This window comes from uncultured Roseibium sp., from assembly GCF_963675095.2.
Classification (GTDB): Bacteria; Pseudomonadota; Alphaproteobacteria; order Rhizobiales; family Stappiaceae; genus Roseibium.
In genome coordinates, this window is the sequence record NZ_CAXXSJ010000051.1 from 1 (window position 1) to 22,945 (window position 22,945).

The 22,945-nt window shown below is 59.2% G+C and carries 16 protein-coding genes, 4 tRNA genes and 1 pseudogene; 16 read left to right on the forward strand and 5 right to left on the reverse strand.

Annotation, left to right across the window (positions count from 1 at the left end; genetic code table 11):
• A partial coding sequence (locus ABIN98_RS19245) for an AsmA-like C-terminal domain-containing protein (protein WP_346912178.1) occupies nt 1-387 on the forward strand: 387 nt, incomplete at its 5' end.
• Between the two features lie 55 nt (nt 388-442).
• Here ABIN98_RS19245 and tyrS read toward each other — a convergent pair.
• Nucleotides 443-1,697, reverse strand: a pseudogene (tyrS, locus tag ABIN98_RS19250) (tyrosine--tRNA ligase).
• 30 nt (nt 1,698-1,727) lie between these two features.
• Between tyrS and ABIN98_RS19255 the strand changes: the two are divergent.
• Entirely contained in the window at nt 1,728-3,116 is a 1,389-nt protein-coding gene (locus tag ABIN98_RS19255; RefSeq protein ID WP_346912179.1) for a hypothetical protein, read from the forward strand.
• Nucleotides 3,117-3,207: 91 nt separating this feature from the next.
• On the opposite strand, the gene glnA is transcribed toward ABIN98_RS19255, so the two are convergent.
• Nucleotides 3,208-4,617 (reverse strand): type I glutamate--ammonia ligase, encoded by a 1,410-nt coding sequence (gene glnA / locus ABIN98_RS19260; RefSeq protein WP_346912180.1) that lies wholly within the window; start codon nt 4,615-4,617, stop codon nt 3,208-3,210.
• Between the two features lie 127 nt (nt 4,618-4,744).
• The gene (locus ABIN98_RS19265; protein WP_190293598.1) at nt 4,745-5,083 is read right to left on the reverse strand and encodes a P-II family nitrogen regulator; all 339 of its coding nucleotides are present in this window, start codon (nt 5,081-5,083) and stop codon (nt 4,745-4,747) included.
• A gap of 460 nt (nt 5,084-5,543) precedes the next feature.
• On the opposite strand from ABIN98_RS19265, the gene ABIN98_RS19270 reads away from it, so the two are divergent.
• The 8 genes from ABIN98_RS19270 (at nt 5,544) to ABIN98_RS19305 (ending at nt 14,594) form a co-directional block, all read left to right on the forward strand.
• Nucleotides 5,544-7,100: an NAD(P)H-hydrate dehydratase gene (locus ABIN98_RS19270; RefSeq protein ID WP_346912296.1), complete on the forward strand. Its 1,557-nt coding sequence runs from the start codon at nt 5,544-5,546 to the stop codon at nt 7,098-7,100.
• A gap of 58 nt (nt 7,101-7,158) precedes the next feature.
• A tRNA-Leu gene (locus ABIN98_RS19275) sits at nt 7,159-7,243 on the forward strand.
• 123 nt (nt 7,244-7,366) lie between these two features.
• The gene (gene tig / locus ABIN98_RS19280; RefSeq protein ID WP_346912181.1) at nt 7,367-8,716 is read left to right on the forward strand and encodes a trigger factor; all 1,350 of its coding nucleotides are present in this window, start codon (nt 7,367-7,369) and stop codon (nt 8,714-8,716) included.
• A gap of 200 nt (nt 8,717-8,916) precedes the next feature.
• Nucleotides 8,917-9,552 (forward strand): ATP-dependent Clp protease proteolytic subunit, encoded by a 636-nt coding sequence (locus tag ABIN98_RS19285; RefSeq protein WP_346912182.1) that lies wholly within the window; start codon nt 8,917-8,919, stop codon nt 9,550-9,552.
• Between the two features lie 254 nt (nt 9,553-9,806).
• Nucleotides 9,807-11,072 (forward strand): ATP-dependent Clp protease ATP-binding subunit ClpX, encoded by a 1,266-nt coding sequence (gene clpX, locus ABIN98_RS19290; RefSeq protein WP_346912183.1) that lies wholly within the window; start codon nt 9,807-9,809, stop codon nt 11,070-11,072.
• A gap of 357 nt (nt 11,073-11,429) precedes the next feature.
• Complete coding sequence (gene lon, locus ABIN98_RS19295; protein ID WP_346912184.1) at nt 11,430-13,859, forward strand: endopeptidase La; 2,430 nt, start codon at nt 11,430-11,432, stop codon at nt 13,857-13,859.
• Between the two features lie 188 nt (nt 13,860-14,047).
• Nucleotides 14,048-14,323 carry an HU family DNA-binding protein gene (locus ABIN98_RS19300; protein WP_190293593.1) on the forward strand — a complete coding sequence of 92 codons (276 nt, stop codon included), beginning with the start codon at nt 14,048-14,050 and terminating at the stop codon, nt 14,321-14,323.
• Between the two features lie 195 nt (nt 14,324-14,518).
• Nucleotides 14,519-14,594 (forward strand) — tRNA-Val (locus tag ABIN98_RS19305).
• 455 nt (nt 14,595-15,049) lie between these two features.
• Here ABIN98_RS19305 and ABIN98_RS19310 read toward each other — a convergent pair.
• Complete coding sequence (locus ABIN98_RS19310; RefSeq protein ID WP_346912185.1) at nt 15,050-16,168, reverse strand: peptidoglycan-binding protein; 1,119 nt, start codon at nt 16,166-16,168, stop codon at nt 15,050-15,052.
• A gap of 15 nt (nt 16,169-16,183) precedes the next feature.
• Entirely contained in the window at nt 16,184-18,808 is a 2,625-nt protein-coding gene (locus ABIN98_RS19315; protein ID WP_346912186.1) for a PASTA domain-containing protein, read from the reverse strand.
• 569 nt (nt 18,809-19,377) lie between these two features.
• Between ABIN98_RS19315 and ABIN98_RS19320 the strand changes: the two genes are divergently transcribed.
• The 6 genes from ABIN98_RS19320 to ABIN98_RS19345 all read left to right on the forward strand — a co-directional run bounded on the left by ABIN98_RS19320 (nt 19,378) and on the right by ABIN98_RS19345 (nt 22,906).
• A tRNA-Asp gene (locus ABIN98_RS19320) sits at nt 19,378-19,454 on the forward strand.
• 57 nt (nt 19,455-19,511) lie between these two features.
• Nucleotides 19,512-19,588: transfer RNA gene (locus ABIN98_RS19325), tRNA-Asp, on the forward strand.
• 516 nt (nt 19,589-20,104) lie between these two features.
• Nucleotides 20,105-20,470, forward strand: a complete 366-nt coding sequence (locus tag ABIN98_RS19330; protein ID WP_190293592.1) for an NADH-quinone oxidoreductase subunit A — start codon at nt 20,105-20,107, stop codon at nt 20,468-20,470.
• Complete coding sequence (locus tag ABIN98_RS19335; protein ID WP_190293591.1) at nt 20,461-21,042, forward strand: NADH-quinone oxidoreductase subunit B family protein; 582 nt, start codon at nt 20,461-20,463, stop codon at nt 21,040-21,042. The genes ABIN98_RS19330 and ABIN98_RS19335 overlap by 10 nt, the downstream gene beginning before the upstream one ends.
• Before the next feature lie 62 nt (nt 21,043-21,104).
• Entirely contained in the window at nt 21,105-21,710 is a 606-nt protein-coding gene (locus ABIN98_RS19340) for an NADH-quinone oxidoreductase subunit C (RefSeq protein ID WP_346912187.1), read from the forward strand.
• A gap of 11 nt (nt 21,711-21,721) precedes the next feature.
• The gene (locus ABIN98_RS19345; RefSeq protein WP_346912188.1) at nt 21,722-22,906 is read left to right on the forward strand and encodes an NADH-quinone oxidoreductase subunit D; all 1,185 of its coding nucleotides are present in this window, start codon (nt 21,722-21,724) and stop codon (nt 22,904-22,906) included.
• The last annotated feature ends 39 nt before the right edge of the window (nt 22,907-22,945 follow it).

Here is a 22,945-nt window from a genome sequence, read left to right on the forward strand (position 1 = left end):
AGGAATGATGGTGGCTTCCGCTTGCCGGCCTCCGCCCGAAACGGGGAATCGTCGTTCCAGACACTCGATATCCTGTTTACCCGTGCCGGCGACATTCTGACCATCCACAAGGGCGGACTGAAGGGAGCGGTTTTCGGAGGGACCGTGTCGGGCACCGTCAACCTGGCGTCTCAGGCCATAGATTTGACCGGGACATTCGTTCCGATTTTTGCACTCAACAACATCTTTTCCAAAATCCCGATCCTCGGGTTTGCCTTGGGCGGCGGATCGGGGGAAGGCCTGATCGGCGTGACCTACCGCGTCACCGGTGAATTGTCCGACCCCAAGCTGTCGGTCAATCCGATTTCCGCGATCGCGCCCGGCATTTTCCGGAAGATGTTTCAGTAACGAAAAGGCCGGATTTCGTCCGGCCTTTAATCTCAGGACGTGTTTTGCGGTCGGCTCATACGGGCTGCAGAAGGACGTGTTTCTTCTTGCCGAGCGAGAGCTTGATCACGCCATCCGCGGTCACATCGTTCAAACCGAGTTGGCGCTTGTCGTTCTGTTCTGCCTTGTCGTTGATCCTGACCGCGCCCCCCTTGATGTTGCGGCGGACGTCGCCGTTCGAGGCACACAGACCGGCGGTGACAAAGGCGTTCAGGATGCCAAGGCCCGCCTCGAGATCGGCCTTCGGGATTTCGACGGTCGGCAGACCTTCCGCCATTTCGCCTTCCTCGAAGGCCTTTCGGGCCGTCTCCGCGGCGGCCTCGGCCTTTTCCCGTCCGTGAATGAGGGCGGTGGCTTCCGTTGCCAGGACCTTTTTTGCCTCGTTGATTTCCGCCCCCTCAAGGGCCGCAAGCCGGGCGATTTCGTCCATCGGAAGCACGGTGAAGAGCTTCAGGAACCGTTCCACATCGGCATCTTCGGTATTGCGCCAGTACTGCCAGTAATCATAGGAGGAAAGCTGCTCATCATTGAGCCAGACGGCGCCGGCGGCGGTCTTGCCCATCTTGGCGCCGGATGCTGTGGTCAGCAGCGGAGAGGTCAGAGCAAAGACCTCCACGCTTTCGAGGCGGCGGGTGATGTCGACGCCGGAAAGAATATTGCCCCACTGGTCGGAGCCGCCCATCTGCAGCCGGCAGCCGGTGCGCCGGAAGATCTCCAGATAGTCGTAGCCCTGCAGGAGCATGTAGTTGAATTCCAGGAAGGACAGGTGCTGCTCGCGCTCCAGGCGCAGGCGGACGCTGTCGCGCTGGATCATCTGGTTGACCGAAAAATGGCGGCCGATGTCGCGCAGGAACTCGACGTAGTTGAGTTTTAACAGCCAGTCGGCGTTGTCCATCATCAGGGCATCGGTCGGACCGTCGCCGAAGGTCAGCAGCTTTTCGAACACCTTGCGGATGCCGGCCTTGTTCGCCCTCAATGTCGTCTTCGGTCAGAAGCTTGCGGCTTTCGTCCTTGCCCGACGGGTCGCCCACCCGCGTGGTGCCGGAGCCCATGAGGGCAATCGGACGGTGCCCGGTCTGCTGGAACCAGTAGAGCATCATGATCGGCACGAGCGAGCCAGCATGCAGGCTGGGCGCCGTGCAGTCGAAGCCGATATAGGCCGTGACCGTTTCCTTTGCGCAGAGTTCGTCAAGGCCTTGCGGATCGGAAATCTGATGGATAAACCCGCGTTCCGACAGGGTCTTCAAAAACTCCGACTTGAATTCGCTCATTTTCAGGTTCCGTGTCGTGCGTGAGGCTTTGTGCGCCGTCCGTTCTTTTCTCGCGCTCCCTATATCGGAAGTGGCGTTGAATTTCACGAGTGCAGAGAAATTTTTTGGCTACCTGTTTTCTATGCGCAGGATTTCGGCGACAACGGAAACACGCAGGAAAGAAAACCCGTCCACATCCGGAGAAGTGTTATTGCAGCGGAGCGTCACTTGAAACGCCTTGTCGTCTACTGTCCAGGATACGATTTGCGCCCGGTAAGCCAGAGCTTTGCGCTCATCAGCTCGGAATTTCAAAACTTCCTGAAAATAAGACAGGTTCGCGGGGCGATCTCGTCTGTCGACGCAGGATCGGATCCCGTTCGTGGCGATGCGATCTGGGCCGGTCACATAGAATGGCCGGAAGGCACGGTTGACACGCGGTTGGTTCAACTGGGCTGGCGGGACGTGATCAGGCCCGACTTTGAAAGGCCCTGGTCGCGTCTGATGGCCGACGCGCTTAGGTCTTTTTATCATTATGCACGGGCCGGCGGATATGGCGCGGTGCTCAAGAGCAGTTGGGCGCACAGCATCTTCGTTCTTTATCCGGCGGTCGGTCTTGCCCTTTTTTGCGCCATCAGTCTTCTTCCGCCTTTCCTGCTGGCACCGTTTGTGCTCGAGAACGTCGGTGCAATTTCGCCTGCGGGGCTAAGGAGCCCCCTTTCCTGGTTTGTCCTGCTTGTCGGCAGCGGGCTCTGGATTGCTGCCGTCTACGGTTTCACGCGGCTGATCGAACCCTGGACCTATTTCTGGTACCTGGTGAACAGTTGGTACTTCATGGCCAGGCTCGCGCGAAACGTTCATCCGGACATGCTGGCGCGAATCGAGGAATTCGCCGACACCATTGTTTCGTTGAGCGAACAAGCGGATGATGATGAAGAACTGGTCTTAGTCTCGCACAGCTGCGGGACGTTCGTGGCGATTTACATTGTTGCCGCGGTGTTGCGCCGGAAACCGGATATCGCACAGCGCAAGGGCGGATTCGCCTTTGTCACCCTTGGCCCGGCCTTCGAATGCCTCGGCGGTTTCGGTGCGGATCGGGGATTTGGCGAGGCGATGGCCGCAGTCGCTCGTGCCGGGGTGGATTGGACCGATATCTACGGACCTCAGGATATCGTGTGCGGCGGGCGGACTTCGCCTGTGGCGCGGTATGCGTCCAAGTCAGACGGGGTCTCCATATCCAGGGAGCCGCGGCGGTTCAGCGTCTGCATCCCGGACCGAATGCCCGCAGAGAAATTACGCTATCTGCGCTTCCGCTTTTTCAGGCTGCATTTTTGCTATTTCCTCGCCTCGCTCCGGCCGGACCTTTTCGACCTTTACAGGCTCATGTTTGGTCCAGAACCGGCTGCAAGGCAACTCGAGACATGGGCCGGTCACAAGGGATAACGCTGGCGGGTCCGAAAGGCGAGGAACCGTAGGCCCAAAACAAAAAGGCCGGGCAAATGCCCGGCCTTTCCGTTTCCATCCGTCGGAAGGATCAGACGGAGTAGTACATGTCGAATTCGACCGGATGCGGCGTCATTTCGTAACGCTCGACTTCTTCCATCTTCAGTTCGATGTAAGCGTCGATCTGGTCGTCGTCGAACACGCCGCCGGCCTTCAGGAAGTCGCGGTCGGCGTCGAGGGATTCCATAGCCTCGCGCAGCGTGCGGCAAACGGTCGGGATCTCTGCCAGTTCTTCCGGCGGCAGGTCGTAGAGGTTCTTGTCCATCGCATCGCCCGGATGGATCTTGTTCTTGATGCCATCAAGACCGGCCATCAACAGAGCGGAGAAGCAGAGATACGGGTTCGCGGACGGATCCGGGAAGCGCACTTCCACGCGCTTTGCTTTCGGGTTGGACGAGAACGGAATACGGCAGGACGCAGACCGGTTACGCGAGGAGTAAGCCAGCAGAACCGGAGCTTCATAGCCCGGGACCAGACGCTTGTAGGAGTTGGTCGACGGGTTGGTGAAGGCGTTCAGCGCCTTGGCGTGCTTCAGGATACCGCCGATGAAATGCAGGCAGGTCTCGGACAGGTCCGCATACTGGTTGCCGGCGAAGACTGGTGTGCCTTCGTTCCAGATCGACAGGTGGCAGTGCATGCCGGTGCCGTTGTCGCCGAAGACCGGCTTCGGCATGAACGTTGCCGTCTTGCCGTAAGCGTGGGCAACCTGATGGACCACGTACTTGTAGATCTGCATGTGGTCGGCGCAGGTGGTCAGCTTGTTGAACTTCATGCCGAGTTCGTGCTGGGCAGCAGCCACTTCGTGGTGATGCTTTTCCGTGGAGACGCCCATGTCGGCCATCACGGAGAGCATTTCGGAGCGGATGTCCTGGGCGCTGTCGATCGGCGGAACCGGGAAGTAACCGCCCTTGGTGCGAGGACGGTGGCCGAGGTTGCCGGTGTCGTATTCGGAACCCATGTTGGACGGCAGTTCGACGCTGTCCAGCTGGAAGCCGGTGTCATAGGGCTCAGACGTGAAACGGACGTCATCAAAGAGGAAGAATTCAGCTTCCGGGCCGACAAAGATGGTGTCGCCGAAACCGCCGGACTTCACGTATGCTTCTGCCTTCTTGGCGGTCATGCGCGGGTCGCGGTTATAGGCTTCGCCGGTGATCGGATCGACGATGTCGCAAATGATAACCATGGTGGACTGGGCGAAGAACGGATCCATGTGAGCCGATTCCGGATCGAGGATCAGCATCATGTCGGACTCGTTGATGGCCTTCCAGCCGGCAATGGACGAACCGTCGAAGGCAACGCCTTCAGCGAACATGTCTTCGTCGACGAGGGCCACATCCATGGTGACGTGCTGCATCTTGCCGCGCGGATCGGTAAAGCGCAGGTCGACGAACTTCACGTCCTTTTCTTTGATTTCCTTAAGGACCTCGGAAGCAGTGGTCATTATGTCCATCCCTTGATTTGTTGTGTGAACAGGTTGGCTTGATCCCGGTGCCGGGCGATTTGGATGATCGATACTTCAAAAAGCGCCGGAACCGAAAGAGGTGGGCCCTGGGTGGGGCCTGGGTTGGTTAGATGGCGTCCACACCGGATTCGCCAGTCCGGATCCGGACGGCTTCCTCGATGTTGGACACGAAAATTTTCCCGTCGCCGATGCGTCCTGTCTGGGCCGCAGAGCGAATGGCTTCAACGGCTTTTTCCACCATATCGGAGGGAAGTACAATCTCGACTTTCACCTTGGGCAAAAAATCGACGACATATTCAGCACCCCGATAGAGCTCGGTGTGGCCTTTCTGACGACCAAAGCCCTTGGCTTCGGTAACGGTGATGCCCTGGAGGCCGACCTCCTGGAGAGCTTCCTTCACCTCGTCCAATTTGAAGGGCTTGATGATTGCCTCGATCTTTTTCATCAGCTTCTGTCTCTCTCCAAAATTATTGGCCGGAAAATCTGGCGCGATCCTTGTGCTGGACCGTGACGCGCAGGCCTCCGACGTACGCCGATGGGCCGTTGCATAGCGCTAAAAGCACGATGTGTGCCAGTTTTCGTCCCTTTGAATTCAAAAGTGTCCCGGACCGGAAATCGCCAAAAAAGCGAGCATATTTTATCACTCGCTTCGATTTGCGTCCGGCACCGCATTGTGAATATGCATAAAAAGTAATCAAGATGCCTAATAAATGTTCCAAATCACATTTTTCGGTTGAAGTGACGGTCCACGCAATGAATGCGGCTTCTCCGCAAATGGGCCGGATTTCAATTCCGTCTGTCTTCATTGTTGCCAAGGAACAGCTTGGATTGTCTAAAGTGCCGGTCATAAGGTTTACCAGCTTCCGGCTGGACGTGAAAACGGAGAGCTTGCCGCCTTGAAAGATATGAGACCCGCCGATTTTCCGGAGTTGCTGACGCCTGTTCAAATGGGAGAGGCGGATCGGCTGACGATCGCCTCCGGCACACCCGGCCGCACTCTTATGGAAAATGCCGGGAGACATGTCGCCGACGCCGCCGCCGAGATGGTGGGGGAGGGCGGCCGCGTGCTGGTCCTCTGCGGGCCGGGGAACAACGGCGGAGATGGCTTTGTTGCCGCGCGGTTGTTGAAACAGGCCGGATATGCCGTCGACGTCGCGTTGTTGAAGGACCCAGGCGGGCTCGCCGGAGACGCCCTTCTGGCGTTTCAGGATATGACCTCCCGGCAAGGCGGGCTTGTCCCCGCGCGGATCGGCGAAGGGGAACTGGGCTCGCAGCTGGCATCGGCCGATCTCGTTATCGATGCCATGCTGGGCGCGGGGCTGGACCGGGCTCTTTCCGGGCCGTTGGCCAACATCGTCAATGAAATCAATGATTCCGGGTGCAAGGTTCTCAGTGTCGACTTGCCGACCGGGATCAACGGAGCAACCGGCGCAGTCATGGGCACGGCAGTCAGGGCTGCTTGCTCCGTGACATTTTTCCGGCTGAAGCCCGGCCATCTTCTTTATCCTGGACGTGGCTATTGCGGGGACCTTCATTGTGGAGATATCGGCATCACTGCCGATGTCCTGGATACGGTAAGGCCCGATACAACCTTGAACTGTCCGTCCCTTTGGCGTTCCGCATGGCAGCCGCCAAGGGCGGACGGTCACAAATACAGCCGTGGCCATGCGGTGGTTTTCGGCGGGCCGGTTCGCGCAACGGGGGCAGCCAGGCTTTCGGCCGGTGCCGCGCTTCGCGCCGGAGCGGGGCTCGTGTCGGTTGCCTGTCCGCCGTCTGCCTTATTGGTCTATGCGTCTCATCTGACAGCGGTCATGACCCGGCAGGTCAGTGGGGGCGAGGAGATCGGGGAACTCCTTTCGGACAAGCGTCTGAATGCGGTGCTGATCGGGCCGGGATACGGTGTCGGTTCCGGGACGCGGGAGGACGTTGCGGAGATTCTGAAACCCGGTTGCGCCGTGGTTCTCGACGCGGACGCGCTGACCAGCTTTGAAAAGGAGCCGCAGGACCTGTTTCTCCTGATTGGCGAAAGGGAGCGGCCGGTCGTCATGACGCCGCACGCCGGAGAGTTCGCGCGGCTTTTTCCTGACCTTGCGGACGCGGACAGGCTGACGGCGGCCAGGCTTGCGGCGGCAAGAAGCCAGGCGGTCATCGTGCTGAAAGGGGCGGATACAGTGATCGCTGCGCCCGACGGCCGGGCCGCGATCAATGCCAACGCCTCGCCCTGGCTGGCGACTGCCGGATCCGGCGATGTTTTGTCCGGGATCGTCTGCGCCTGTCTGGCCCAGTCGGTTCCAGCCTTCGAGGCCGCCGCCATGGGCGTCTGGCTGCATTCCGAGGCGGGCAATGAGGCCGGTGCAGGGCTGACCGCAGAGGACCTTATCCCTTCGCTGAAGCCGGTGATTGGCCGTCTTGTGGAAAAAACCATGCCCGGGGATGATGCAAAAACGTCATTTTTCCTTTGATGCGGAAATTCCCGGTGCTATAGAGGCCGCGCCCTGGCTTCGGGCTGGACCGGCCGTTGCGGGCGTGGTGGAACTGGTAGACACGCCAGATTTAGGTTCTGGTGGCGCAAGCCGTGGGGGTTCAAGTCCCTCCGCCCGCACCATGTCCAAGGGCGAGAGCGTTTCAGTGAGGCGCCCGTTACAGGGCTTTCCTGATGACGCCGGACAGGAATTTCAAACACGACAATGGAACTGGTCGTTCCATACCAAGGACGAAGCACGAACCAATGCAGGTAACCGAAACCCTCGCCGAGGGCCTCAAGCGAGAGCTGAAAATCGACATTCCGGCCGGCGATCTGGCTGAAAAGCTCGACGCCTATATGGAAGATTTGAAGTCCAAGGCGCAAATCAAAGGCTTTCGTCCGGGCAAGGTGCCGGTAGCACATCTGAAGAAGATGTACGGCCGTCAGGCCATGGCCGAGATCCTGAGTAACACCATTCAGGAAACCAGCCAGAAGGCCATCGAAGACCGCTCCGAACGCCCGGCGCTGACCCCGAATATCGATCTTCCGGACGAAGAAGCGGAAAAGATCCTCGCCGGTGACGCGGATCTCTCCTTCACCATGAGCTACGATCTGCTGCCGGATTTCGAAATCATGGATTTCTCCAAGATTTCGATCGAACGCCCGGTCGTCGAAGTTGCCGACGAGGAAGTCGACACCCAGATTGCCGAAATTGCCAAGAACAACGTTCCGTTCGAGGAAAAAAAGGGCAAGGCCAAGGAAGGTGACCGGGTGACCATGTCCTATCTGGGCAAGATCGACGGCGAACCCTTTGAAGGCGGTGCGGATGAAAACGGCCAGCTGGTTCTGGGGTCCGGTCAGTTCATTCCGGGCTTCGAGGATCAGCTCATCGGCGTGAAGGCCGGTGACGAGAAGGTGATCGAAGTGACCTTCCCGGAAGAATACCCGGCCGCGCATCTGGCAGGCAAGGCCGCGACCTTCGACATCACCGTCAAGGAAGTCGCAGCTCCGGGCGAAGCCAAGATCGACGACGAGTTCGCCAAAGGCCTCGGTCTCGAATCGCTCGACAAGCTGAAGGAAATCGTCCGCGGCCAGATCGAAAGCCAGTTCGGTTCCATGACCCGCCAGCGCGTCAAGCGCCAGCTTCTGGACAAGCTGGACGAACATTATTCCTTCGATCTTCCCGAAGCGCTGTTGAATTCCGAATTCGACGTGGTCTGGAACCAGGTCGAAGAGGACATGAAGCGTAACGAGAAGACTTTCGAGGACGAAGGCACCACGGAAGAAGAGGCGAAGGCGGATTACCGCAAGATCGCCGAACGTCGTGTCCGTCTCGGCCTGGTGCTTTCCGAGGTCGGCGAGAAGAACAACATTCAGGTGACCGACGAGGAAATGCAGCGCGCTCTGTACGATCGCGTGCGTCAGTTCCCGGGTCAGGAGCAGCAGGTGTTCGAGTTCTACAAGAACAACCAGCAGGCTCTCGCATCCCTCCGTGCGCCGATCTACGAGGAAAAAGTCGTCGACTTCATGCTCGAACTCGCCAAGGTCTCCGACAAGACGGTGACCAAGGAAGAGCTTGAAAAGCTCGTGGCCGAGGACGAAGAAGACGCATAAGCGTCTTCTCAGGCAAAAATCGGTGGATGCGGCAGGGTTTTAACTTTGCTTTCATGACGCATCTGCAATGGCTTTGCGAATGGAGCGGCATCCCCTATGTATGGGATGTCGCTTTTTTCGAGGCAGGCCTGAGTACGGTGTGGCCTGTATCCGCCCGGTGACCTTGTCTCCGGGGCCATCACACAGCATATGGACAAGGTATGAAGGATCCTGTTGACATCTACATGAACACTCTCGTGCCCATGGTGGTTGAACAAACCAACCGGGGCGAGCGGGCCTTCGATATCTATTCGCGTCTTCTCAAAGAGCGGATTATCTTCCTGACCGGTCCGGTCGAGGATCATGTGGCAACGCTGGTCTGCGCGCAGCTTCTTTACCTGGAAGCGGAAAATCCGACCAAGGAAATCGCCCTCTACATCAATTCGCCCGGCGGTCTGGTGACCTCCGGACTTGCGATCTACGATACCATGCAGTTCATCCGCCCGCCGGTGTCGACCCTGTGTATCGGTCAGGCGGCCTCCATGGGCTCGCTTCTGCTGGCGGCCGGCGAGAAGGACATGCGCTTCATCTTGCCGAACGCGCGGGTGATGGTGCACCAGCCGTCCGGCGGTTTCCGGGGGCAGGCGGCCGACATCATGTTGCATGCCCAGGAAATTCTGGCGATGAAGCGCCGGCTGAATGACATCTACGTCAAGCACACCGGTCAGAGCCTGGACGCTGTCGAGGAGGCGTTGGAGCGCGACAACTTCATGACGGCGGAAACCGCAAAGAGCTTCGGCATTGTGGATAGTGTGATCACCGATCGCACAAGCCTGGGTGGCGAAGACGAGAAATAAGACGCGTTTTCCGGCCCTTCCGCCCGGATCGCCGGGCGGTGGGCCGGTAACCTAAAGACGTAAAAATGGGCCGTTTTTTACCTTCGCCTTAAACCTATATTGATTTTTGCAGGCGAAGCATGATGACATCGGAGTCTGGAAAAACGGACAAAAACGCTCCCGGGCGGTAATTTCGAGCCAGTTTCGCCATAATTTGGCGCCAACTGGGCAGTTTGGGGAGGAAGGTTCCTCCCATGAGACGCGGGGTTGAATAAATGACAAAGGCCAGCGGCAGCGATTCCAAGAATACGCTCTACTGCTCCTTCTGCGGCAAGAGCCAGCATGAGGTTCGCAAGCTGATCGCCGGCCCGACTGTTTTCATTTGCGATGAATGTGTCGAGCTGTGCATGGATATCATCCGCGAGGAGAACAAGTCCTCGTTGGTCAAATCTCGGGACGGGATCCCGACGCCTCAGGAAATTCGCGATGTGCTCGATGACTATGTCATCGGACAGAACAGCGCGAAGAAGGTTCTGTCGGTCGCGGTCCACAACCACTACAAACGCCTCAACCACGCATCCAAGAACAATGACGTGGAATTGGCGAAATCGAATATTCTGCTCGTCGGACCGACCGGCTGTGGCAAGACGCTTCTCGCCCAGACCCTGGCGCGCATTCTCGACGTGCCGTTCACGATGGCAGATGCCACCACGCTGACCGAAGCAGGCTACGTGGGTGAGGACGTCGAAAACATCATCCTGAAGTTGCTGCAGTCCGCCGACTACAATGTGGAACGTGCGCAGCGCGGCATCGTCTACATCGATGAGGTCGACAAGATCAGCCGCAAGGCCGACAATCCGTCGATCACTCGTGACGTGTCGGGCGAGGGCGTTCAGCAGGCCCTTCTGAAGATCATGGAAGGCACGGTTGCCTCGGTTCCGCCGCAGGGCGGTCGCAAGCATCCGCAGCAGGAATTCCTCCAGGTGGACACGACCAACATCCTGTTCATCTGCGGTGGCGCTTTTGCAGGCCTGGACAAGATCATCTCCGACCGTGGCACCAAGACCTCGATCGGCTTCAAGGCGCAGGTAACGGCTCCGGAAGACCGCCGCATCGGCGAACTCTTCTCCGTGCTGGAGCCGGAAGATCTTCTGAAGTTCGGTCTCATTCCGGAGTTCGTCGGCCGTCTACCGGTGATCGCGACCTTGGAAGATCTGGACGAGGACGCTCTGGTCACCATCCTCACCGAGCCGAAGAACGCTCTGGTGAAACAGTATCAGCGTCTGTTCGAGATGGAGAACGTGGAACTGTCCTTCCACGACGAAGCCCTGAAGGCGATTGCGCGCCGGGCGATCGAGCGTAAGACCGGTGCTCGTGGCCTGCGGTCGATTCTTGAGGCGATTCTCCTCGACACGATGTACGAACTGCCCGGCCTGAAGGGCGTCAAGGAAGTGGTGATCTCTCCTGAAGTGGTGGAAGGCAAGGCTCGCCCGCTCTACATCTACGAAGACCGGGAAGAGACTTCCGCGACCAGCGCCTGATCCGGCGTAAACTGCCGGACTTGCCAATGAAATCGGAATGCCGCCCAAATGGGCGGCATTTTCCGTTTCAGGCCCAGTAATGTCTTGACGGCACCAATGTGGTGCATTGCGGTATTCCGGTTTTCCACCGGTTGCGGATTCGTCAACAATGATTGGATTACAAGTGTTCCCGCTGCCTTGACACTTAGGCAACAGGTGTCCACCTAATAGATGATCCAATCCGGCAATGCGGACCGGGTCCGGGCCCATCGGGACGGACCGGTCCGGCCTTAGCGGGCGATGCCGCCCGATGCCGGCTTCCAGCGCCAGCAACCGCCTTAATCCAAGGGGTGCGGGCGCGCAAAGAAAGGAATGATAATGAGCGACGAAGAAACCCGCTCTTTCGACGTGACGGAAACCGCCGTCTATCCTGTGCTCCCCTTGCGGGATATCGTCGTCTTCCCGCATATGATCGTCCCCCTGTTCGTCGGGCGCGAAAAGTCCATTCGCGCGCTTGAAGAGGTGATGACCACCGACAAGCATATCCTGCTCGCAACGCAGAAGAATGCGGCGGATGACGATCCCGAATCCGACCAGATCTATGAGGTCGGCACGCTTGCGACCGTGCTGCAGCTGCTGAAACTGCCCGACAACACCGTCAAGGTGCTGGTTGAGGGCGGCGCGCGTGCGCGCATCGAAGGCTACACCGATCGCGAGGATTATTACGAAGCCACCGCGACCGTCCTGCCTGAACGGGATGGAGAGGATGTTGAAATCGAGGCCCTGGCTCGTTCGGTGCTGGCGGAGTTCGAAAACTACGTCAAGCTGAACAAGAAGGTATCGCCTGAGGTTCTTGGTGCGGTCAACCAGATCGACGACTATTCCAAGCTTGCCGATACGATCGCCTCGCATCTGGCGATCAAGATCCCGGAAAAGCAGGAAATCCTCGGTGTCGATTCCATCTCTGAGCGCCTGGAGCGTGTCCTTGGCATGATGGAGAGCGAAATCTCCGTCCTGCAGGTGGAAAAGCGCATCCGCTCGCGGGTCAAGCGCCAGATGGAGAAGACCCAGCGCGAGTACTATCTGAATGAGCAGATGAAGGCCATTCAGAAGGAACTCGGCGACAACGAGGACGGGCGCGACGAGATCGCGGAACTTGAAGAGAAGATCAAGAAGACCAAGCTCTCCAAGGAAGCGCGCGAACGGGCCAATGCGGAGATCAAGAAGCTCAAGCAGATGAGCCCGATGTCGGCGGAAGCCACCGTGGTGCGCAACTATCTGGATTGGCTTGTCGGCATTCCGTGGAGCAAGAAGAGCAAGGTCAAGCACGATCTGGCCTTTGCCGAGAAGGTGCTCGACACCGACCACTATGGCCTTGAAAAGGTCAAGGAGCGGATCGTCGAATATCTGGCGGTGCAAGCCCGCGCGAACAAGCTGAAAGGCCCGATTCTCTGCCTGGTCGGACCTCCCGGCGTGGGCAAGACCTCGCTCGGCAAGTCCATCGCCAAGGCGACGGGCCGCGAGTTCGTGCGCATGTCTCTTGGTGGTGTGCGTGACGAAGCGGAAATCCGCGGTCACCGGCGTACCTACATCGGCTCCATGCCCGGCAAGGTCATCCAGTCGATGAAAAAGGCAAAGAAGTCCAATCCGCTGTTCCTGCTCGACGAGATCGACAAGATGGGCATGGATTTCCGCGGTGATCCGTCGTCCGCCCTTCTGGAAGTGCTGGATCCGGAACAGAACTCCTCGTTCATGGACCATTACCTCGAGGTCGAATACGACCTGTCGGACGTGATGTTCGTGACCACGGCCAATACGCTCAACATTCCGGCGCCGTTGATGGACCGGATGGAAGTCATCCGTATTGCCGGCTACACCGAGGACGAGAAGATCGAGATCAGCCGCCGGCACCTGCTGCCGAAGGCGGAAAAGGATCACGGTCTGCGCGACGGCGAATTCGCGATCGAGGAAGAAGCTCTGCGCTTCGTGGTGCGCCGCTACACCCGTGAGGCGGGCGTGCGTAACCTTGAACGCGAAATGGCGACCCTTGCCCGTAAGGCGGTCAAGGACATCCTGATGAGCGACAAGGAAAAGATCGTCGTTACCACGGACGTCGTCGAATCCTATCTCGGCGTGCCGCGCTATCGCTACGGCGAGGCCGAACTCGAGGATCAGGTCGGTGTGGTCACCGGTCTTGCCTGGACAGAGGTCGGCGGCGAGCTGCTCACCATCGAAGGCGTCATGATGCCCGGCAAGGGCAAGATGACGGTGACGGGCAACCTGAAGGACGTGATGAAGGAATCCATTTCCGCCGCCGCGTCCTATGTGCGCTCTCGTGCGATCGACTTCGGCATCGAGCCGCCGATGTTCGAGAAGCGCGACATCCACGTGCACGTTCCCGAAGGGGCAACCCCGAAGGACGGTCCGTCGGCCGGTATCGCCATGGCGACGGCTGTCATCTCGACGCTCACCGGCATTCCGGTGCGCCGTGATGTGGCCATGACCGGCGAGATCACGCTTCGCGGGCGAATCCTGCCGATCGGCGGGCTGAAGGAGAAGCTGCTGGCAGCCCTCAGGGGCGGCATCAAGACAGTGATGATCCCGGAAGACAACGCCAAGGACCTGGCGGATATCCCGGACTCAGTGAAGAATTCGCTGGAAATCATCCCGGTCTCGAGCATGGAAGAGGTGCTGATAACCGCCCTCACGCGCTTGCCGGAGCCCATTGAATGGGATGAAGCCGCCGCCGATGCGGCCGCGAAAGCGGCCCGTTCGGAGGATGATTCGGCGGGGGTGCTTGCGCACTGAGCGCACTCCAAACCGTTGCAAAAATGCAAAGCCCCGGGGTCTCCGGGGCTTTTCTTTTGAATAATCATCAAAAATGGCGGTTTTCTGCGAAAAAATGGCTTGCGTTTGGGCTCGTTTCGCCCGAATTTCCGGCAACGGCGCTGACGGGAATCGTTGGCTTACCGCCGTTTCTTAGAAAGGTAACTACTATGAACAAGAACGATCTGATCGCAGCAGTCGCAGAAAAGACCGGCCTCACCAAGGCCCAGGCAGGCGAGGCTGTTGACGCAACGTTTGATGCCGTCACCACGACGCTCAAGAGCGGTGGCGAAGTTCGCATCATCGGTTTCGGCAATTTCACCGTTTCTGAGCGTGCTGCGACCGAAGGCCGTAACCCGCGCACGGGTGACACGATCCAGATCCCGGCTTCCAAGACGCCGAAGTTCAAGGCCGGTAAGGGCCTCAAGGACGCTGTGAACAGCTAATCCTGAAATCCTTCAGAAAGCCCTGCGCGCCGGACTGGTGCGTGGGGCTTTTTGCATTTTGGGGCGGGTTTAGCAGGAGATGGGGAGGCGCTGCGTCCGCCATCCACAGAGGTGGATAAATCGGGGGCGGGCCTCTTGCCAAGTCGCCGTGAAGCTCCTAAAAGGCAGCTCTCCGAACGCAAGTGTTGCGGTTCAGGGCGATTAGCTCAGTTGGTAGAGCGCCTCGTTTACACCGAGGATGTCGGGAGTTCGAGTCTCTCATCGCCCACCATTCTTCTGACTTCATGATTATCTGACTTCACGCTGCCGCGCCAAAGGCGCTTCGCTCCAGTCGGGGCCTCGCAAAGGCTCGGGCGGCTGTTCGCCTTGCGTACCCTGGGGGTCCGGATTTTCTGACTTCACGCTGCCGCGCCGAAGGCGCTTCGCTCCAGTCTGGGCCTCGCATAGGCTCGGGCGGCCGTTGGCCTTGCTGACCCTGTGGGTCCGGGTTTTCTGACTTCACGCTGTCGCGCCAAGGGTGCTTCTCTCCAGTCGGGGCCTTGCAAAGGCTCGGGCGGCTGTTCGCCTTGTGGCCCCTGTGGGTCAGGGTTTTCTGACTTCACGCTGTCGCGCCAAGGGCGCTTCGCTACAGTCTGGGCCTCGCATGGGCTCGGGCGGCCTTTGGCCTTGCGGCCCCAGCTGGGTCGGGTGTTTTTCCCAAGGTACTTATTCTGCTGCAATCGTGCTTCAGGAACCTGCGAGCGCTTCAAGGGCTCTGCGGGTGCCGGGGCCGAATTTGCCGTCGATCGCGCCGGTGTAGTAGCCGGAAGACCTGAGCATCATCTGGATCGAGCGGCGGGTTGCGGGGGAGAGTGTCTGGGCGTTTTCAAACAGGATCCTGCGACCGGCGTCATTGCCGAGTTTCAGGGACTGCAGAAGCAGACCGGCGGCCAGTCCGGGATCGCGCTGCACGCCGATGCCGGCATCGTGGAGCATGGCCAGATTGGCCATGGCTTCGCCGTTGCCGCGACCGGCCGCTTCGCCGTACCAGTAGGCGGCCCGGGACGGGTTGGGTGGCGCACCTTCTCCGGTGTTGTACATGCTGCCGGCAAAGACCATAGCCGCGATGTTTCCCTTTTTGCCGGCCTTTTCGAACCAGCGGAGCGACTGGGCAGGATCCTTGGCGACATAAGCGCCGGTCTTGTAGAAAATCGCGAGAAAGGCCATGGCCTGGGCGCTGCCGCGATCTGCGCCGGCCTTGGCCGCTTCATAGGCCTTTTGCATTTCTCCGGCCTTGTGGTAGCCGCGGGCTACCTGCGTGTAGAAGCGCGGCGTATCGGGCCAACTCACGATCGCATCGGTACAGGCGCGGATGACGGCCTGTGCATTGATGTCCGTGTAACTCACACCCGGAGCGACGGCTTCGTCATCATACTCCTGGGCCGCGAGGCGATCGCATTCGTGGACACCGGAATAGATCTTCGGTTCCGGCGTTGGGGCAGGGGCCGGCTTGTCCGGTTCTGATGCTTTTACCTGGGGCGCTGTAGCATAGACGGTCGCTCGATAGCCGACCTGGGGCATGCCGCTTACCTTTCCATCGGGAGCCGCCCAGACGACCTTTTCGGACACATAGGAAATTTTCCACTCCGTCCGGATTGCCAGCCAGCCGATCCCCGGGACTTCGCCTTCGATACGCACGCGGTCGCCGACGGTGACCACGGCATCAGGCGACAGGGAGAGCCTGACTTCGCCGCCCTGATCGACGTCCACGATTTCCGCGCGTATTTCCATCTCGGCAAATGCCGGTTGGAGCAAGACAGGCGTCAACAAAAGGAGCAGGCAAACCAGCCGTGTCGGAAATGTCATGTGCCGGCGCTCCCGTTATTGCCCACCGTCCGCAATGCGGACGCATTGAAAGGGCATGACCTGCTGGCCGGTGTCATCCTGGAAGGTGAGGGTACATTGCTCGCCCTCGCGCGTGATCCGGAGCGTTTCGAACAGCTGCTGCAGCATCTTTGCGATTTTCGACAGCGGCTTTTTCAACGTTCCCGCCACGATGCCGCCTTGCGTGTCATCCGTCGGAGTTCCCTGCTTCAGCAATTCGGCGCGGGCCAGGATGACACCGTCAACGACCCGGATCGGCAGGGTAATGGTTTTTTTCAATTCGCCGTTCTTCCGGTTGAAAAGGGTGAGGGTCAATCCGATTTCCCTGTTGGCGATGTCCATGATCGCGTCGATTTCGTTGCGTTTGCCCTTGCGGTCGACGACACCGTGAATTCGCCAGCGTCCGAGCCATCCGCCGTCATCCCCGGACACTTCCGCTCCCTCGGTTGGCGGAGTTTCTGCGGGTGGTTCATCCATGACCGGCTGATCCGAATGGGGGCCATAGAGGGTGAGGTCCACTTTCGTTCCCTTTGACTCCATGCTTCCGGCGCCCGGCACCATTTCGGAGACCGTTCCGGGTTTCTTGTCCGCCGGAGCCGGCTCGCCGAGATAGACTCCGCCGACGGAGAAGAAGTTGTCTTCGCCTGCAAGTGTTCCTGTCGCAGCACCTACCGTCTGTCCGATCACGGAGGGAATCGCCCGCAGGTCTTCTTCCGCTTCCTTCGGTTCGCCATAGGCGAGAATCGTCACCTCGCTGAACATTTCGGCTTCGTCGCCTTCGGGCGGGTTGGTGCCGTAAATGTCGCCTGGAACCTGGTCTCCGGTCGCGGCATCGCCGGGAACCGGATCGCCGACCGTAAAGTCCTTGCCGGCAAGGAGGCTCTTGGCTGTTGCCGGCGGTTTCCCGGCTACTCCCGGGATCACCACCATGGGGCGCGGGCCATAGGCACTGAGGGTGATCTCGAACTTGAGCGGAAGCTCATCGCCTTCCTTGGCGCTGGCGGCATAGACCTTGCCGGGTTCATATTCCCGCTTATCTGCAGCCTTGCTGTCGTCCACGACCGGAATGAGACCCGCTGTGCTGACGCGGTCTGCCGCTACCGTTTTTTCAATGCCGATCACCTCGGGCATGGTGGCGGTTTCGGCCGCGGGTTCCGCCTTGGCAACGGTCAGCATCACTTTCGTGCCGGCCTTCTGCATGCTGCCTTCGGCGGGATCGGCATCGACGACCGTACCGGCCTTCTGGCCGTCCCTGGCGGCCGCGGTGCGGGTTTTGTCTCCCGGCTGCAAACCCGCTTCATAGAGGTCGTCGACAGCGTCGTCATAGGTGAGCCCGATGATGTGGGGGACAGGCCGTTCAAAACAGTAGGACGGCGCGCTCATGCCGTTCAGGCGCGTCAGAAGGGCTTGCTGATCGATCGGCTTGCATTCGCCGTTGCTGATCATGATTGGCGGGTTCGAGGAGATCTCGGCCTTGAGAGCTGCGATCTTGCTCTTGGCCGCATCGACGTGACAGGCCCGGAAGTCCTTGTAGATCTCGTCGCTCTTGGACCACCATGCGGAAGACTTCAGTCTGGAGGCATTGGCAAGTTCCAGCCCCAGTTCGCCAGCAGAGGACATCTCGCCTGTCCCGGCACCGGCAAAAAAGGCCGGGCGGCATTCCGGTGCGATGGCCTTGTCGAGTTCTTCGAGCTTGCTGAAGTCGTCGCAAATGCCGGGTGTATCCATCACCCGCCGGATCAGGCGAACCTGATATTTGTACTCCCTTTGCTGATCCTCGAAATCTGCGCGCTCGCGACGCAGTTTCTGCTTTTCCTTCTTAAGGCGGTCGAAGATCGGGACAAATCTCTCAAGGTCCCTCCTGCGGAACTCCAGGGATTGAGCAAGATTCACATAAGTGTCTTCGGCGGCATTGCGATTCACGGCCTTAACGGCATCGGTGAGGGCATCGGTCAGAACCGGGCGAAATCGATAGATATGCGTGCGTAGGCTGAGTTCTGCCTGCCGGTAGCGGTCGCCATAGCCTCTGCATTCCCGCTTGGCTGCCAGTTGGGCTTCCTCCAACTTTCGATTGGCCTCTTCATAGCGGCAGGAACGTTTGGCGTAGTCATAAGCATCCAGGAGTGTTTCCGCTTCGCCGAATATGTAGTTCTTGACAGTGTTTGTGTTGCTCTCGATCGTGTCGTTGATCATCTGCAACAAGTCGGCGAATTCAGAGCCGCGTTCATAGGTCGCCGCGACCGTTTCGAAAATTGCCTTGGTCTGTTCCACCTTTTTCGGACTGCTCATCCCCTTGAGGCTGTCTGCAAAGGAATTCCAGTCCTTGAGGGCAAAGGCGCCGGTAATCAGCGATTTCTGTTGGGCCTTCTGTGCGGCTGTGAGGTCTTCCGATGCATCGACAATCGCCTTTGCGACGCATTTCAGGGCATCAGAGGAAACCTCACCCCCTGCGTAGCTCCATGCGGCCGGGGCTGCTGGATGGGGGGTGAAGGAGGCCAGCGCGAGGGCCGCATATTTCACCGCCTGGGTCTTGTTGACGTTTTGCGAAACGCACTCGTCAACCAGTTCTGCGCCCAACCGGTAGGCATAGCTGTCGAGGATGAGGGGCGGCTGAACCGGCATGCAGGCCGGTTCGATCGCCCGGATTCTCTTTTCGAATTCGGTATCCCGCGGATCGTATAGCGATTGCGCCCGAAGCGGGGACGTTGCCGATGCGATTCCAAGGAAAAGCGACAGAAGTCCGACGGTAGTGCGCTTCCAAGCCGTTGACCGGGGAAAATTCGCCCAAATTCCGGCAAGTCGACGAGGTCGGGGTTTCGGGGATTCGAAAAAGACAGGAGATTTCCGCATCAGGCCGTCTGCCGCGTATTTGATAGGTCACTGGATCTACGGCCTATTACAACGCGATGGTCTGTGTCGGCGGTATGACCTGCGTCAAGCCGTGTACTGTCAGTGTTGCTGCGACCCACTTTGCCTGGGTAAGGCGCAGATAAAATCACTCCGCATGTGGAAACTTTCATGGATCCAGTGTTTTATCCACATGTCCGGGCCAGAGCGGAAGGCCGGTCGGGACCAGGTTTTCATCTGTTTCGCAAAAACGACATATTAGCGCTTTCAGAGTGCTTGACTTCCATCCGCTGCCACCGTACATCAGCGCCACCTTGGAACGACGACATGTCGTTTCGGTCCAAGCGGGTGTAGCTCAGTTGGTTAGAGTGCCGGCCTGTCACGCCGGAGGTCGCGGGTTCGAGCCCCGTCACTCGCGCCACTTCCCAAGTCAGTTTTGACTGGTTCGGGGAGGGCGCCTCAAAATACCGTTAAGTGTGCGGGTGTAGCTCAGTTGGTTAGAGTGCCGGCCTGTCACGCCGGAGGTCGCGGGTTCGAGCCCCGTCACTCGCGCCACTTACGGTTTCCAAGTTTCCAATCCCGAAATTCAAATACATGTTTCCGCATGCCGGAGGCTGTTTGCCGTAAAAGCTCTTCAGCGCTAACGACCCGCAATTAAACGCCCTTTGCGGTTTTCGGTGTGGCGGGGACGAGTCGTGGCCGGATGCTGGCTAACCATCTCTAACATATGCAAAAAATCGAATATTAAGCAGAATTGACGTGTTGAGTCGGTGGCAAGCGAACTCCGATGGAATTTTTCTTCCGTTCGAAAAAAGGGAGTGACTGCCTGGAACCCCGCTGAAAAGCGCGGATCGCGGAGGGTTCCCGGTAATCGGGCAAGATGAAGGCAAATCTTTGGCCTCACGAGGTCTTGCGTTGCACCAAAGCGTGAGATACCTGTGCGGACGCATGTTGGTTAAAACCTGACCGACTGGCCCTTACGACGCTTGTTCCCGGCAGGAACAGTGCGGCAAGGCCCTGAGAGTTGGACCTTCCTCCGGTTCGGCCTCGATATGCTAAGGACGCGAAAGAATGGAAGAGCTGCTGCGGGAATATATCCCCATCGTCGTCTTCATTGGGATCTCGCTGGTCATAGGACTGGCGCTGCTGATCTCGCCGTTTCTCCTGGCCTACAAGAATCCGGATCCGGAAAAGCTGTCTGCTTACGAGTGCGGCTTCAACGCTTTTGACGATGCGCGCATGAAATTCGATGTCCGCTTCTATCTGGTCTCCATTCTGTTCATCATCTTTGATCTGGAAGTCGCCTTCCTGTTCCCGTGGGCGGTGAAGTTTGGTGATCTGGGGTGGTTCGGCTTCTGGTCCATGATGGTCTTCCTGGGCGTCCTGACGATCGGCTTTATCTACGAATGGAAAAAGGGAGCGCTGGAATGGGATTGACCACCACGTCCGGTCCGCTCATCGCGGAAAGCCCGAAGGGCATCATCGATCCGAACACCGGCAAACCGGTCGGCGCCGACGATCCGTTTTTCCTCGAAGTCAATGACGAGCTGGCCGACAAGGGCTTTCTCGTCACCTCCACCGATAATCTGATCCAGTGGGCGCGCACCGGATCACTGATGTGGATGACCTTCGGTCTGGCCTGTTGCGCCGTTGAAATGATGCAGATGTCGATGCCGCGCTATGACGCCGAGCGTTTCGGCTTCGCACCGCGGGCCTCACCACGCCAGTCGGACGTGATGATCGTCGCCGGCACGCTGACCAACAAGATGGCGCCGGCTCTGCGCAAGGTCTATGACCAGATGCCCGAGCCGCGTTATGTCATCTCGATGGGGTCCTGCGCCAATGGGGGCGGTTATTACCACTTTTCCTATTCGGTCGTGCGCGGCTGTGACCGCGTGGTCCCGGTGGACATCTACGTCCCCGGTTGCCCGCCGACGGCCGAAGCCCTTCTTTACGGCGTCCTGATGCTGCAGAAGAAGATCCGCCGTACCGGCACCATCGAACGCTAGTTTGGAATTTCCCGGAAGGCGGCCTGCCGCCTTCGGCACAGCCCCGGGGGAGTGAGGTCAAAATGGACGAGACGTTGAAGGAACTTGCCGAGCATATCGAGCTTGGTCTTGGCGAGTCTCTTTTGTCCTGGAACGTCGCTTATGGCGAACTGACCCTGACGGTGAGCGCGTCGGACATTATCGATGTGTGCCGCTTCCTGCGCGACAACAGCTCGTGCAAGTTCGTCAACCTGACCGATATCTGCGGCGTCGACTATCCGGCCCGCGAAAAGCGGTTCGACGTGGTCTATCACTTCCTGTCGCCGATGCAGAACCAGCGCATCCGGGTGAAGGTGGCAACCGACGAGGAAACACCGGTCGCGTCTCTGACCCCGCTGTTTCCGGGTGCGGAATGGTTCGAGCGGGAAGCCTATGACATGTACGGCATCCTGTTTTCCGGTCATCCGGACCTGCGCCGCATCCTGACCGACTACGGCTTCGACGGCCATCCGCTTCGCAAGGATTTCCCGGTCACCGGTTATGTCGAGGTCCGCTACGACGACGAGAAGAAGCGCGTCGTCTACGAGCCGGTTCGCCTGAACCAGGAATTCCGCAATTTCGATTTTCTCTCGCCCTGGGAAGGCACGGATTACGTGCTGCCGGGCGATGAAAAAGCAACCACGAATTAAGGCTTTCGACGATGGCCGAAGCGCAGGTTCGAAACTTCAATATCAATTTCGGTCCGCAGCACCCCGCGGCCCACGGCGTGTTGCGCCTGGTGCTGGAGCTGGACGGCGAGGTGGTGACCCGTGTGGATCCGCATATCGGCCTGCTGCACCGCGGCACCGAAAAGCTGATCGAGCAGAAGACCTATCTCCAGGCCGTGCCTTATTTCGATCGCCTCGACTACGTGGCGCCGATGAACCAGGAGCATGCCTTCGCGCTCGGCGTCGAACGCCTTCTCGGTATCACCGTGCCGATGCGCGGCCAGCTGATCCGCGTGCTCTACTCCGAAATCGGACGCCTGCTGTCGCATCTTCTGAACGTGACCACCCAGGCCATGGACGTCGGCGCGCTGACGCCGCCGCTGTGGGGCTTCGAGCCGCGCGAAGAGCTGATGGTGTTCTATGAGCGGGCCTGCGGCGCACGCATGCACGCAGCCTACGTCCGTCCGGGCGGTGTGCATCAGGATCTGCCGCGCGATCTTCTCGACGATATCTGGGACTTCTGCGATCCGTTCCTGCAGACCCTGGACGATATCGAAGGTCTTCTGACCGACAACCGCATCTTCAAGCAGCGCAACGTCGACATCGGCGTGGTCGATCTGGACGATGCCTGGGCCTGGGGTTTCTCCGGGGTCATGGTGCGCGGGTCCGGCGCAGCCTGGGATCTGCGCAAGTCGCAGCCCTATGAGTGCTACGCCGATCTGGACTTCGACATTCCGGTCGGTAAGAACGGCGACTGCTACGACCGCTATCTCATCCGCATGGAAGAGATGCGGCAGTCGGTGCGGATCATGAAGCAGTGCCTGGAAAAGCTGACCATCGAGACCGGCCCGATCTCTTCGACCGACGGCAAGATCGTGCCGCCGAAGCGCGGCGAGATGAAGCGCTCCATGGAAGCGCTGATCCATCACTTCAAGCTTTACACCGAGGGCTACCACGTGCCGGCCGGCGAAGTTTACGCCGCCGTCGAAGCGCCCAAGGGCGAGTTCGGCGTGTACCTGGTCGCCGACGGTACCAACAAGCCGTACCGCTGCAAGATCAAGGCACCGGGCTATGCCCACCTTCAGGCGATGGATTTCATCTGCCGGGGGCACATGCTGGCCGACGTATCGGCGGTCCTCGGCTCCTTTGACATCGTGTTCGGCGAGGTCGACCGGTGATCGGAACGGCCAGCCATTCAATTTCGACCGCAGCAGCCG

Coding starts and splice junctions, on each gene's coding strand:
- glnA (WP_346912180.1), bottom strand. CDS start 4,617: ATGACCACTGCTTCCGAGGTCCTTAAGGAAATCAAAGAAAAGGACGTG.
- ABIN98_RS19265 (WP_190293598.1), bottom strand. CDS start 5,083: ATGAAAAAGATCGAGGCAATCATCAAGCCCTTCAAATTGGACGAGGTG.
- ABIN98_RS19270 (WP_346912296.1), top strand. CDS start 5,544: ATGAGACCCGCCGATTTTCCGGAGTTGCTGACGCCTGTTCAAATGGGA.
- tig (WP_346912181.1), top strand. CDS start 7,367: ATGCAGGTAACCGAAACCCTCGCCGAGGGCCTCAAGCGAGAGCTGAAA.
- ABIN98_RS19285 (WP_346912182.1), top strand. CDS start 8,917: ATGAAGGATCCTGTTGACATCTACATGAACACTCTCGTGCCCATGGTG.
- clpX (WP_346912183.1), top strand. CDS start 9,807: ATGACAAAGGCCAGCGGCAGCGATTCCAAGAATACGCTCTACTGCTCC.
- lon (WP_346912184.1), top strand. CDS start 11,430: ATGAGCGACGAAGAAACCCGCTCTTTCGACGTGACGGAAACCGCCGTC.
- ABIN98_RS19300 (WP_190293593.1), top strand. CDS start 14,048: ATGAACAAGAACGATCTGATCGCAGCAGTCGCAGAAAAGACCGGCCTC.
- ABIN98_RS19310 (WP_346912185.1), bottom strand. CDS start 16,168: ATGACATTTCCGACACGGCTGGTTTGCCTGCTCCTTTTGTTGACGCCT.
- ABIN98_RS19315 (WP_346912186.1), bottom strand. CDS start 18,808: ATGCCGGTTCAGCCGCCCCTCATCCTCGACAGCTATGCCTACCGGTTG.
- ABIN98_RS19330 (WP_190293592.1), top strand. CDS start 20,105: ATGGAAGAGCTGCTGCGGGAATATATCCCCATCGTCGTCTTCATTGGG.
- ABIN98_RS19335 (WP_190293591.1), top strand. CDS start 20,461: ATGGGATTGACCACCACGTCCGGTCCGCTCATCGCGGAAAGCCCGAAG.
- ABIN98_RS19340 (WP_346912187.1), top strand. CDS start 21,105: ATGGACGAGACGTTGAAGGAACTTGCCGAGCATATCGAGCTTGGTCTT.
- ABIN98_RS19345 (WP_346912188.1), top strand. CDS start 21,722: ATGGCCGAAGCGCAGGTTCGAAACTTCAATATCAATTTCGGTCCGCAG.